General features: G+C 33.9%; 9 protein-coding genes. 6 read left to right on the forward strand and 3 right to left on the reverse strand.

Translation table 11 applies throughout. The annotated features are described in order from the left end of the window. Positions 1-3: 3 nt before the first annotated feature. The 6 genes from A3GM_RS0101090 to A3GM_RS0101120 all read left to right on the forward strand — a co-directional run bounded on the left by A3GM_RS0101090 (position 4) and on the right by A3GM_RS0101120 (position 9,635). Positions 4-759 (forward strand): DUF4738 domain-containing protein, encoded by a 756-nt coding sequence (locus tag A3GM_RS0101090; RefSeq protein WP_018361534.1) that lies wholly within the window; start codon positions 4-6, stop codon positions 757-759. A gap of 774 nt (positions 760-1,533) precedes the next feature. Continuing rightward, positions 1,534-3,477, forward strand: coding sequence for a glycogen debranching enzyme N-terminal domain-containing protein (locus A3GM_RS0101095; protein ID WP_026216080.1), 1,944 nt, complete (start codon positions 1,534-1,536; stop codon positions 3,475-3,477). Positions 3,478-3,491: 14 nt separating this feature from the next. Beyond that, positions 3,492-4,751 carry a glycosyltransferase family 4 protein gene (locus tag A3GM_RS0101100; RefSeq protein ID WP_025829739.1) on the forward strand — a complete coding sequence of 420 codons (1,260 nt, stop codon included), beginning with the start codon at positions 3,492-3,494 and terminating at the stop codon, positions 4,749-4,751. A 45-nt stretch (positions 4,752-4,796) separates the two neighbouring features. Continuing rightward, positions 4,797-6,167: a glycoside hydrolase family 57 protein gene (locus A3GM_RS0101105; protein WP_018361537.1), complete on the forward strand. Its 1,371-nt coding sequence runs from the start codon at positions 4,797-4,799 to the stop codon at positions 6,165-6,167. Positions 6,168-6,497: 330 nt separating this feature from the next. Beyond that, positions 6,498-7,094, forward strand: a complete 597-nt coding sequence (locus tag A3GM_RS0101110; RefSeq protein WP_018361538.1) for an RNA polymerase sigma factor — start codon at positions 6,498-6,500, stop codon at positions 7,092-7,094. A gap of 891 nt (positions 7,095-7,985) precedes the next feature. Then, the gene (locus tag A3GM_RS0101120; RefSeq protein WP_018361540.1) at positions 7,986-9,635 is read left to right on the forward strand and encodes a beta-N-acetylhexosaminidase; all 1,650 of its coding nucleotides are present in this window, start codon (positions 7,986-7,988) and stop codon (positions 9,633-9,635) included. Between the two features lie 165 nt (positions 9,636-9,800). Here A3GM_RS0101120 and rpe read toward each other — a convergent pair whose 3' ends face one another. The 3 genes from rpe to A3GM_RS0101135 all read right to left on the reverse strand — a co-directional run bounded on the left by rpe (position 9,801) and on the right by A3GM_RS0101135 (position 12,812). Next, positions 9,801-10,457: a ribulose-phosphate 3-epimerase gene (rpe, locus tag A3GM_RS0101125; protein WP_025829738.1), complete on the reverse strand. Its 657-nt coding sequence runs from the start codon at positions 10,455-10,457 to the stop codon at positions 9,801-9,803. Between the two features lie 321 nt (positions 10,458-10,778). After that, the gene (locus A3GM_RS0101130; RefSeq protein ID WP_018361542.1) at positions 10,779-12,113 is read right to left on the reverse strand and encodes an NADP-specific glutamate dehydrogenase; all 1,335 of its coding nucleotides are present in this window, start codon (positions 12,111-12,113) and stop codon (positions 10,779-10,781) included. Positions 12,114-12,245: 132 nt separating this feature from the next. Beyond that, the gene (locus A3GM_RS0101135; protein ID WP_238299186.1) at positions 12,246-12,812 is read right to left on the reverse strand and encodes a DUF4230 domain-containing protein; all 567 of its coding nucleotides are present in this window, start codon (positions 12,810-12,812) and stop codon (positions 12,246-12,248) included. Positions 12,813-12,837: the final 25 nt, after the last annotated feature.

Consider the following 12,837-nt stretch of genomic DNA (forward strand, 5'->3'; position numbering starts at 1 on the left):
GTTATGGCTTGTTCTGACAAAAAGAATGCGAAAGTAATTGATAATTCAGAAGATAAAAAAGCCAAACAACTATTGCAAGGAATATGGATGAATAATGATGATGGAGACATTGCATTCCGAGTTTTGGGCGACTCTATCTTTTATCCCGATTCTTTAAGCGTTCCCGTTGCATTCAAAATACAACGAGACTCATTTGTTTTGTTAGGATCAAACGTTACTAAATACCCCATTATAAAGCAAAGTGAGCATGTTTTTGAATTCAAAAATAGCAATGATGAGGTCGTTCGTCTAGTGAAAAGTGATGATCCTTCGAACATATATGAGTTTGAACATCGATCAGATATTCAGCTTAATCAGCATAAATTAATCAAGACCGACACTATTGTTACTGTCGGACAAGATAAGTATCACAGCTATGCTCAGATCAACCCAACAAGCTATAAGGTGGTAAAAACAGAGTATAATGATGATGGAGTAGAGGTAGATAATGTTTATTACGATAATATTATACACATAAGTGTGTTTAAAGGTTATCAGAAGATGTTCTCAAAAGACTTCTATAAATACGACTTTGGAAAATATATCCCTAAGCAATTCTTAAGACAAAGCATATTAAATGATATTGTTCTTTATAAAGCTGATAGCGAAGGATTGCACTATAAGGTTACTTTAAGTATACCAGATACCCCGTTAAGTTATATCCTTGAGATGGTGATAACACAGAATAAGATATCAAGAGTTTCGTTAATAGAAAGTTAATATATTTTGTTTTGAAATGTATGTAACATTCAAAGAGATATAGCAAATAAGATATTTGAAGATTTAAATTATCGAATAATATAAGAATAGCACTCTAATTATTAGGGTGCTATTTTCTTTTGGGGCTATAATGGTGGTGTTGTTATAATGCAATAACATTGCTTTTGCGCTGTAAAAGCATTGCAATTCAATTATAAAAACATTGAGTTTAGTGATTAAAAAGAATGTAATTATTACTCATTAAAGTATTTTACTAATATTGATTGTCACGAGATCCTATTCTTTATAGATATAAATTTTAAAAGAATTAATTTCTATCCTTAATCAAATAATAATGAGTTGATTATAAAATAATATTAGAGATAAACTTTAATTTTATTTAGATGTGATTTATTTAGAAAATTTGGAGGGTTGAAAATATAAAAGACGAACTCTTTTAAATATGTTTTGCTTGCATTTTTTTTGTCTTCTTGCTTTGCTTGTTATGTAGAACGTTGATTAAAATAGTCATATTTGTCAACTTAATTTGAGTATATAGATGTGCTTTATACCTCGTTGTTACATGCGATTTGAGCTGTTTGAACAACACAAAAATACTTATAAATAAGCTAATTGATATTCATATTCATTCTACAAAGAAAAGATAACGCAAAATAAAGAATATTTTCTTTGTAAATAAGAAAAAAAATATTAACTTTGAATTCATAATAGAAGAACTATCTTTTGTTTTGCTAAACAATTTATATTAAGAAACAATTAAACCTTAAAGAAGCTATGAGTTATTTGCACTTCGAAAAATCCTTGATGACGAATTTAGAGGAAGCGCTTCCAAGAGAGTTGCTCAGAACAAATCGTTCGGGTGCTTATTCGTGCTCAACCGTCGTTGATTGTAACACTCGCAAGTATCATGGACTACTTGTAATACCTATTCCTGAACTTGATGAAGAGAACCATGTCTTGTTATCTTCAATGGATGTTACCGTAATTCAGCATGGAGCAGAATTTAATCTTGGACTGCATAAATATCAAGGAGATAACTATAGTCCTAAAGGACATAAGTATATACGAGAATTTAACTGCGATAAAGTTCCCACAACTCTATATCGTGTAGGTGGAGTAATATTGAAAAAAGAAGTTGTTTTTCAACATTACGAAGACAGAATTCTTATTCGTTACACCTTGGTAGATGCTCACTCTACTACAACTTTACGATTTAAGCCATTCTTAGCGTTTAGAAGTGTAAGACAATTTACACACGAAAACTCGGTGGCTAGTCGTGATTATTTTGCGGTGACCAATGGTATTCAAACCCGAATGTATGAGGGCTATCCCGACCTTTATATGCAGTTTAGTAAGAAAAATACATTCGTTTTTCAACCAGATTGGTATAGAGGCATCGAATATACTAAGGAACAAGAACGTGGTTATGCATCAAATGAAGATTTGTATGTGCCAGGTTACTTCGAAATGAATATAAAGAAGGGTGAAAGTATCGTTTTCTCTGCTTCTATTTCAGAATGTAAAACAAAAGAATTAAAATCACTTTTTGAAGCAGAAGTAGAAGAAAGATCTCCTAGAGATAACTTCTTGCACTGCTTAATTAATGCGGCACACCAGTTCCATAACCGAAGTAAAAAAGATGAGAGATATATTCTTGCAGGATATCCTTGGTTTAAATGTCGTGCAAGAGACACCTTTATTTCTCTTCCTGGCTTAACGCTTTCTATTGAGGAGGCTGACTATTTCGAGTTGGTTATGGAAACAGCAGAGGTCGGATTGAGAGAATTTATGGAAGGAAAGCCTTTGTCTGTAGACATATATGAAATGGAACAACCAGACGTTTTGTTATGGGCAATATGGGCTATTCAACAATATTCAAAAGAAGAAGGAAAAGAAAAGTGTCTTGAAAAATACGGGAAACTTCTTCATGATCTTATAGATTTCATCATTAATAACAAGCATTCAAACTTATTCCTTGATGAACAAGGTTTGTTAAAGACCAACGGACGAGATAAAGCCGTGACATGGATGAACTCTACTGTTAATGGAAAACCTGTTATTCCACGTACTGGTTATATCGTAGAGTTTAATGCCTTGTGGTATAATGCTCTAATGTTTGTGTCTAAACTCTTAGAAGAAACGAATAAAGAATTTACTGAAAAGCTTCTTGCAATTGCAGAGAAATGCCAGCAATCATTTGTAAATACTTTCTTAAATGATTATGGTTATCTCTTTGATTACGTTGATGGTAACATGATAGATTGGAGCGTTCGTCCTAATATGATATTCGCTGCAGCTCTTGATTACTCTCCATTGACACAAGAACAAAAGAAAGGTATTATAGAAATATGTACCAAAGAACTATTAACTCCTAAGGGTTTAAGAACCTTATCTCCAAAGAGTGGTGGTTACAACCCAATGTATACCGGTCCTCAAACACAACGAGATTACGCCTATCATCAAGGAACTGCGTGGCCATGGCTAGGTGGTTTCTATATGGAAGCGTGTCTAAAACTATTTAAACATACTCGATTAAGCTTTATAGAGCGCCAAATGGTGGGTTATGAAGACGAGATGACCAATCATTGTTTGGGCACTATTCCAGAGTTGTTCGATGGTAATCCCCCTTTTAAAGGGCGTGGAGCAATATCTTTTGCTATGAATGTTGCAGAGATATTAAGAACACTTGAGTTACTAGAAAAGTATAACTTTAAATAAGAGAGGGCTGAAACATGAAAGTATTAATGTTCGGATGGGAGTATCCACCTCATATTCTTGGAGGATTAGGAACAGCAAGTTTCGGTATATCTGAAGGCCTCCATGCTCAAGGTGACATGGAAATTACATTCTGTTTGCCACGTCCTTGGGGTGATGAAGATAAGAAAGCTGCAAATATTATAGCAATGAATTGTGTGCCCATTGCATGGAGAGATGTTTCTGAAGATTATCTAAAAGAACGCATAGGACATGTGATGTCGCCTGAACTATATTATGATTTGCGTAATAATATATATGCAGATTTTAATTATATGCAGCTTAATGACCTTGGTTGTATAGAGTTTTCGGGTAAGTACTTAGATAACTTACACGATGAAATTAATAATTATTCAATTGTTGCGGGTGTTGTAAGTAGACAGCAGCAATATGACATTATTCATGCACATGACTGGTTAACATACCCTGCAGGTATTCATGCTAAGCGCATATCTGGTAAACCTTTGTGTATACATGTGCATGCAACAGACTTTGATAGATCACGTGGTCAAGTGAATCCAACTGTTTATTCTATTGAAAAAGATGGTATGGACCATGCCGATTGCATTATGTGTGTGAGTGAACTAACACGCCAAACGGTTATCAATCAATATCACCAAGATCCAAGAAAGGTATTTACTGTGCACAATGCAGTTTATCCTTTATCTGAAGAAATAGAAGCAATTCCACGTCCAAACCATAAAGGTAAAGATAAGATTGTTACGTTCTTAGGTCGTATAACCATGCAAAAAGGACCTGAATATTTCGTTGAAGCAGCAAGTATGGTGTTGCATAGAACTCGAAATGTCAGATTCTGTATGGCTGGAAGTGGTGATATGATGAATAAAATGATTAGGCTTGCAGCTGAGAAAGGCATTGCAGATAGATTTCATTTCCCTGGATTTATGAAAGGAAAAGAAGTATACGAGTGCTTGAAAAACTCTGATGTTTACGTTATGCCATCAGTAAGTGAGCCCTTTGGAATATCGCCTTTAGAGGCTATGCAATGTGGAACCCCAACCATAATATCTAAACAAAGCGGTTGTTCTGAAATCTTAACTAATTGTATAAAGGTAGATTATTGGGACATACACGCTATGGCAGACGCCATTTACTCAATCTGTCACAATGATAGCTTGTTTGATTATCTACAAGAAGAAGGCTTGAAAGAGGTTAATCAAATAACGTGGGCAAAGGTTGGTTTGTGGATTAGAGAACTGTATGAGCGTGTCCTTTAAAGTATTATAGTTGAATAACAATAAAAAATATCAATAGAAATAGCTATGAAAACAATCTGTCTTTATTTCGAAATTCACCAAATAACTCACTTAAAACGCTATCGTTTTTTTGACATTGGTACCGATCATTATTACTATGATGATTATGAAAATGAACGCACAATAAATGATATTGCCGAGAAATCATATATGCCTGCTCTTGAAACTCTTCACAAGATGATTAAAGAAAATGGCAAGTTTTTTAAAGTTGCCTTCTCTTTATCAGGTGTAGGAATTGAGCAATTAGAGATGCATGCACCACAAGTTTTAGATAAGTTGCAGCAACTTAACGAAACTGGTTGTGTGGAATTCTTAGCAGAACCCTATTCGCATGGTTTGTCTTCACTAACAAATGAAGAATGTTTTGTTGAAGAAGTAAAGAAACAATGTGCTAAAATAAAAGATTATTTTGGACAAACTCCTAAGGTAATCAGAAACTCTTCACTTATCTATAGTGACGATATTGGCTTGCAAATGCAGCAAATGGGTTTCATTGGAGCATTGACAGAAGGAGCAAAACACGTGTTAGGTTGGAAGTCTCCACATTACTTATATAATTGCGCTCTTACTCCAAAGTTGAAGCTTTTGCTAAGAGATATAACCTTAAGTGATGATATCTCGCTTCGTTTTAATAATAGTTCTTGGGACGAATATCCTTTATTTGCAGATAAATATATTAGCAAGATAACCGCACTTCCTGAAGATGAGCAAGTTATCAACTTGTTTATGGAATTGTCAGCGCTAGGAATTGCACAGCCATTATCAAGCAATATTCTAGAATTCTTGAATGCTCTTCCAGCACAAGCAAAGGCAAAAGGCATTACATTCTCAACTCCTTCTGAAATCTGTATGAAGCTTAAGAGCGTTGGAGAACTACATGTTCCCGATGCAATCTCATGGGCAGATGAAGAAAGAAACTTAAGTTGTTGGCTAGGAAATCCAATGCAACGTGAGGCATTTAATAAGCTTTATAGTATTGCAGACCGTGTAAGAATTACCAATGAACCACGTATTAAGCAAGACTGGGACTATCTTCAAGCATCGAACAACTTTAGATTTATGAGTACAAAGCCATCTAGTGTGATGTTTGGTAGAGGTATTTATGATAATGCTTTCGATGCATTTACCAACTACATGAATATTCTTGGTGACTTCATTAGTCGTGTAAATAGTTTATATCCTGAAGAAATTGACAACGAAGAGCTAAATAGTCTTCTAACAACTATTAGAAATCAAGGTGAAGAAATAGCTATTCGTGAAAAAGAAATCATTCGTCTTCAAACCAAAATCGAAAAGATGGAGCAGGAGAGAGTGAAGGATTCTGAAGAGAAAACAGCTAAGAAGAAAACTAAGAAAGCCGCAACTACAAAGAAATAAAGAATAAACTTTATTCATAATATTTCTATTGTAAACAGATGGTTAAATAGACATTGTAAATAACAAGCTATCAATTGAATGTTGAAATTTCTTTATAAATAATTTTGAGATATCAAATATTATCTTTATATTTGTCATGTTATTTTTTAGATTTCGACATTATTGAAATCATCCTCCGAGGTTGGTTGCATCCTGCACCAACCTCTTTTTAATATTAATAATTTGTTCAAATCAATCTTTTTATTTATCTTTGCCACCGTTAATATTATTCTAAAAACAATAAAGAAGGAGCCTATCGACAAATATCTACTTCATCAGAACGAATAGAAAATGAAGCAATTACATGAAATGACCAATGAAGAATTGGCATTATCTTATATAAATGGAGACAATAAAGCTTTTGATTTACTACTTTCAAGAAATCAAGAACAATTGTTCTCTTACATCTTCTTTATTGTGAAAGACCGTGCTTTAGCTGACGATTTATTTCAAGAAACCTTCATAAAAGTGATTACTAAGCTTAATGAAGGTAAGTATTGCACGAACGGAAGGTTTGGAGCTTGGCTCATAACTGTAGCACATAACACTATAATGGACTTCTATAGAAGTTCTAAAAATGACAAGTATCTTAATAACATCGATACTAATGAGTTTGATAATGCAGTGAGCATATCACTTATGGATAGTTGTATTGAGAACCATTATGTCAATCAACAGGTGTTGAAAGATGTGAAACGTATGGTTGATATGCTTCCAGCTCTTCAACGTGAAGTGGTGTTTATGCGCTTTTTTCAACAGTTATCGTTTAAAGAAATTGCAGAGATTACCAATGTAAGTATTAATACAGCGTTGGGAAGAATGCGATATGCGATACTCAATTTACGCAGAATGGCAAAGACAAATGGTATTACTTTGCAGTTAGATTAATATAAAACCACCCATTTCTTAATCAGAATATAATTGAATTGCATATCATACAACGTTATATATTGTATGTGAATGAATTCATTTTCTATAACTTTGAATAATGCATGTTGAAAAACATGCATTTTATTTTGCTCCATTTTGAGAGTAAAAGCATTCCTTTTGTGTAGTAAACTCAATTTATTTACATCTTAAAAACAGTGCTTTTACATCTGTAAATCACTGCTTTTATAAAATTCTGAAACAATTCTTTTAAACTATTCCTATCAAAATGCATTTTAATGATAAATCATTTTAATTTTTATAGAAGGTAAAAAGGTCTGTTTAAAGCCATATTCTGTTACTTTTACAAAATAAAATGGGTGTGTTTTATCATCTAACAATAGCACTATTAATTTTGTTTATGCTATTTATACTTGCTCATTTCCAGAAGAAATATTTTCTTTACAAATGAAAACCCAACCTAATTCGATGTAAAAGACAAAAAGTAGGTGTTTAAAATTTGTCCGCTTGTAACTTTTATTTATATTTGCACTGCTCTGAGGTGATAAAAATCAAGAATTAACTTTCAATGATAATAGAATTGATTGCATGGAAAATAATATAGAAGACGTATTAATTTGAGTTTAATCGTTTACTATATAATTAGGTTCCTACTAATAATTTATACCTATTCTGGGCAACCAACAGATATATATAGATATATCTTACCACTTGATATCACCACTTCTACTAAGGGATGAGGCTTCAAAGAGGATAGAGATTACTTGTTACCAATCCAATCTAGAATGCTTTCTTTAACTAAAGATAATTGGAAACGAAATCCAGGTTGGTAATAGATGTGTAACGGAGAAATATTTTTAGAGACGAAACATAAATAACTATTTTAAGACAATGTGTATTAAAAGATTACAATTAGTAGTGATTGGTCTTCTTTTCTCACTGTGTAGTTTTGCAGGAAAACAACCAGTTGGGAATTGGAACACCATTCCATTAGCTCAAAGTATTGAGCCGTTAAAAGAGAAGAACTTTGTATTGAATGGCAAAACAACAATCTATTGTCCTGATAATGCAAATGAATTACAAAAACGTAACGTTGAATTTCTCATTTCATATATAGAAGAAGTGACAGGAATGAAGTTGAAGGAGAATTCTAAGTTGACAAATAATCAAATTCGATTGTCACTTAATTCGTCTATCAAAGGAAACGAAGCGTATGAGATTAAGGCAACTCCAAAGGTGTTAATGCTATCGGGAAGCACTCCTGCAGGTGTGTTCTATGGTTTGCAAACATTGACTAAAGCATTGCCAATAGCAAAGAATGTGAAACAAGTTGAATTACCTTCTGTTATAATTTCAGATTCTCCACGCTTTGTTTATCGTGCTTTTTTGATCGATGTAGGTAGACATTTCTTTAGTATCGAATACTTAAAGAAGCTCATAGATATGTTTGCATTGCACCATATCAACTATTTCCATTGGCATTTAACTGAAGATCAAGGTTGGAGAATAGAAATAAAGAAATATCCTAAGCTAACAGAAATAGGCTCAAAGCGTACTGAAACGGTTCTACCTGGTGACAAAGGATATGATGGAACGCCTGTAAGTGGATACTATACTCAAGAAGAAGCACGTGAACTTGTGAAGTATGCGGCTGACCGTTTTATTACTATTATTCCAGAAATAGATATGCCTGGGCACATACAATCTGCGTTAGCTGCATATCCAGAGCTAGGATGTACTGGTGGACCATATCCTGTTTGTACTCATTTTGGCGTTATTAAAGAAGTTCTTTGTGCTGGAAATCCTAAAGCATTGCAGCTTGCAAAGGACGTTGTGAATGAGATTATGGATATCTTTCCATCAGAGTATATTCATCTTGGAGGTGACGAATGTCCTAAAGATAGATGGAAAGAATGTGCTAAGTGTCAGCAAAAAATAAAGAACTTAAACCTAAAAGATGAAGAAAAACACTCGAAAGAAGAGTTGCTTCAGACTTGGTTTATGGGCGAATTAGAAAAGGATATTCGTGCAAGAGGTCGTAAAATGATTGCTTGGGACGAGATCTTAGATGGCTCTCCTTCGAAAACTGTGACTGTAATAGGATGGACTTCGAAAGATGCTTCTATTCGTTCTGCTCGTCAAGGTTATCCTACTGTAGTTGCACCAATTACCAATTTCTATTTCAGTAACCCACGAATCAACAAAATAGAAGGTATTCCTAGTATTCAAAGAGTTTACGACTTAGATCCTTGTTTCGATGTATTAACTCCTGAAGAACAAAAGAATATAATTGGAGCAGAGGGCTGTATTTGGACTGAATGGGTGAAAGATAGTACTAAGTTGGAATGGCAATTGCTTCCAAGACTTGCAGCTTTGTGTGAAGTTCAATGGACACCTAAGGATAAAAGAAATCTTGATAACTTCTTATCACGTATGTTCCATATGCAAGAGTTGTATCAACTTAAGAATATGAATTATAGAAAAGACATTGGGGAAGATGTCTTAAAATCAAAAGACAATAAAGTTGTTTTCTGTAAATAAGGCAATGATTACTCCTTACAAATAGAATAAGTTCTATTAAATATCAATTTAAGGGAAATGAAATAAGGGTGAATCTCAATAGGAGATCACCCTTATTCTTATTTTATAGTTAAGTTGTTACTTGATATTTAATGATAAATAAAGTCTTTTAGTGTATTGGCTTGATTATTGCTTTACTTGCTTTAAGCTTCTAATTGTCTCTTCAGGATTAGGAGAATTGAATATATAACTACCGCTAACAAGAGCATCTGCTCCTGCATCTACTAAGGCTTGAGCATTCTCTCCTTGTACTCCTCCGTCTACTTCAATGATAGTTGATAAGTTTCTTTTATCAATTTCTTGTCGTAGTTGAGCAACTTTCTTAAGCGCATTGGGTATAAACTTTTGTCCTCCGAATCCCGGATTTACACTCATAATCAAAACCAAATCAAGGTCATCTAGTATATCTTCAAGAACAGAAACAGGTGTACTAGGATTTAATGCCACTCCTGCTTTCATGCCAGCAGCGTGAATTTCTTGAATAGTTCTATGCAAATGAACGCATGCTTCGTAGTGAACACACATTATTTCAACGCCTAGTTTTGCTGTTTGAGCAATATAGTGTTCTGGATGTTCAATCATAAAATGAGCATCAAGTGTCTTTTTACACGCCTTTGCAACAGCACTTATTACGGGAAAACCAAAAGAAATGTTAGGTACAAACATACCATCCATAATATCTAAATGAAGCCAATCTGCTTCACTTCTATTGATCATGTCAATATCTTTCTGTAGATTTATGAAATCTGCAGATAGGAGAGAGGGGGAAATAATTACTTCCATTTAGTTTTAGTTTAGACAAATAACCTTCTTGTTGTTATTTAAATGAAGAGTTTTATACGAGTAAGCTAATTGACGAATTAGCATTAATGTCTTCTCTGAAGGATTTAATTCTTCTGTAGTAAAAATTTTTATAGGCATAAAATTTTATTGTTAAATACTATAGTTATAACGCCATTTTATTTCCTTTATTATATAAAAAACTAAATAATTCTATCTTTTTATTTTGACAGAAGAATAAAATAAAAAAGGAGAGTGTACCTTGTAATAAGGTGACACCTTCCTTTTCAATTCTTAATTACTTATATATTCTTTTTAAAAAGCTTATATAATACCTTGTGCCATCATTGCATTTGCCACTTTTAAGAATCCTGCAATATTTGCACCTTTCACATAATTGATGTATCCATCTGCTTCAGTTCCATATTTAACGCAGTTCTCATGGATATCATCCATTATGCTATGTAGTTTAGAATCCACTTCTTCACGACTCCAATTCAATCGTTCTGAGTTCTGAGTCATCTCTAATCCAGATACAGCAACACCGCCTGCGTTAGATGCTTTGCCTGGAGCATATAGTATTTTTGCATCTTGGAACACCTTAATAGCTTCAGGAGTAGTAGGCATGTTCGCTCCTTCGCTGATCGCAATAACGCCATTTGCAACAAGAGTTTTTGCGTCTTCTTCAGTAATTTCGTTTTGTGTTGCACAAGGAGTAGCGATATCTGCCACTTCACTCCATGGTCTTCCCCCTGGTACATACTTCACTCCATATTGCTCAGCATATTCCTTTATTCTTCCACGTTCAATGTTCTTTAGCTCCATTACGAATGCTAACTTCTCTGAATCAATGCCATCTGGGTCGTAAATATATCCATCAGAATCAGATAAAGTTACAGGAACTGCTCCTAATTCGATAAGCTTTTCAACAGTATATTGAGCAACATTTCCTGAACCAGAAACAAGAACACGCTTGCCTTTTAGTGACTGATTGCGTGTTTTAAGCATGTTTTGTAGGAAGTAGATATTACCATATCCAGTTGCTTCAGGACGTATATTAGAACCTCCAAAGTCTTTTCCTTTTCCGGTTAAAACGCCAGTAAAGACATGAGTTAACTTCTTATATTGACCAAACATATAGCCTACTTCACGACCTCCAACACCAATGTCGCCTGCAGGGATATCTTCATCAGCTCCAATATGACGATAAAGCTCTTGCATAAAGGCTTGACAGAAACGCATAACCTCAGCATTACTCTTACCTCGTGGAGAGAAATCTGAACCGCCTTTTGCACCTCCCATAGGAAGAGTTGTTAAGGCATTCTTAAATGTTTGTTCAAAAGCTAAGAACTTTAAGATAGATAAGTTTACCGACTTATGAAAGCGGATACCACCTTTATATGGACCAATTACATTGTTATGTTGCACTCGATACCCCATATTGGTTTGTACATTACCCTTGTCGTCTACCCATGTTACTCTGAATTGAACAATTCTATCAGGAATACATAGACGTTCAATAAGGTTCACTCTCTCAAACTCTGGGTGCTTGTTGTATTCTTCTTCAATTGTTTCTAGCACCTCTGTCACTGCCTGAATGTATTCAGGTTCATTTGGAAACCTTTGTTTAAGAGTTTCTAATACTTCATTTGCTTTCATCTTTACCTTATTTGTTTTTATGTGAACAATTAATTTTTAATACTAATAATGTGTGTAAATAGATGATAATAAACAATCTTAATCGTTATTCTATCTCCGTTATTATTCTTTGTTTTAAAATCTTTATGTCTATTATTTCTTTACTTCTTCAAATTGAATATTGATTTTTTGAATTCCCATAGCCCTAAAAAAGTTCTTCATTTGCATTTCCGCATTCTCTTGGGCAGATGTGATATTCTCCTTTGTCATACATCTATTATAGATACGTTTGTAAGCTTTTTGATACATTTCTTGGCGTGCTTTGGCGTCCCAAGAACCTTTTTCAAAGAATGAAACCGTTTTAGCCTCATCAATAAAATTATTGTCTAGTAACTTAATCGGAGGCAATGTGGCAATTAAAGAATCACCTTCTAGTTTTGCCCAGCCTGGTTTTGCATCCCTAAAGTTTATGCCTAAATGAAGCGTTCCATAGTAAATACGAACCAATTCTGCATCTCCAAAGAAGCCATGTCGAGTGGAATCAACCATTTCTTCTGTACTAATAGAAAGGAATTCCCATTCTCCAAGAGTCTTAATTTGTTGGATTTGAGTTACTGTAAATCCCGTATTTTCATTGTCATTTACACCAATAGAAGTCTTTCTTATACTGAAAAATATAAGAAGAGCCACTACAACTACAGCGCAAATAGCTAATATCAAGATATTACTTCTTTTAAAAAGCCAT

Origin of the sequence: Hoylesella nanceiensis DSM 19126 = JCM 15639 (assembly GCF_000379965.1) — a bacterium.
Taxonomy (GTDB): domain Bacteria; phylum Bacteroidota; class Bacteroidia; order Bacteroidales; family Bacteroidaceae; genus Prevotella; species Prevotella nanceiensis.

Coding starts and splice junctions, on each gene's coding strand:
- A3GM_RS0101090 (WP_018361534.1), top strand. CDS start 4: ATGGCTTGTTCTGACAAAAAGAATGCGAAAGTAATTGATAATTCAGAA.
- A3GM_RS0101105 (WP_018361537.1), top strand. CDS start 4,797: ATGAAAACAATCTGTCTTTATTTCGAAATTCACCAAATAACTCACTTA.
- A3GM_RS0101100 (WP_025829739.1), top strand. CDS start 3,492: ATGAAAGTATTAATGTTCGGATGGGAGTATCCACCTCATATTCTTGGA.
- rpe (WP_025829738.1), bottom strand. CDS start 10,457: ATGGAAGTAATTATTTCCCCCTCTCTCCTATCTGCAGATTTCATAAAT.
- A3GM_RS0101120 (WP_018361540.1), top strand. CDS start 7,986: ATGTGTATTAAAAGATTACAATTAGTAGTGATTGGTCTTCTTTTCTCA.
- A3GM_RS0101110 (WP_018361538.1), top strand. CDS start 6,498: ATGAAGCAATTACATGAAATGACCAATGAAGAATTGGCATTATCTTAT.
- A3GM_RS0101095 (WP_026216080.1), top strand. CDS start 1,534: ATGAGTTATTTGCACTTCGAAAAATCCTTGATGACGAATTTAGAGGAA.
- A3GM_RS0101130 (WP_018361542.1), bottom strand. CDS start 12,113: ATGAAAGCAAATGAAGTATTAGAAACTCTTAAACAAAGGTTTCCAAAT.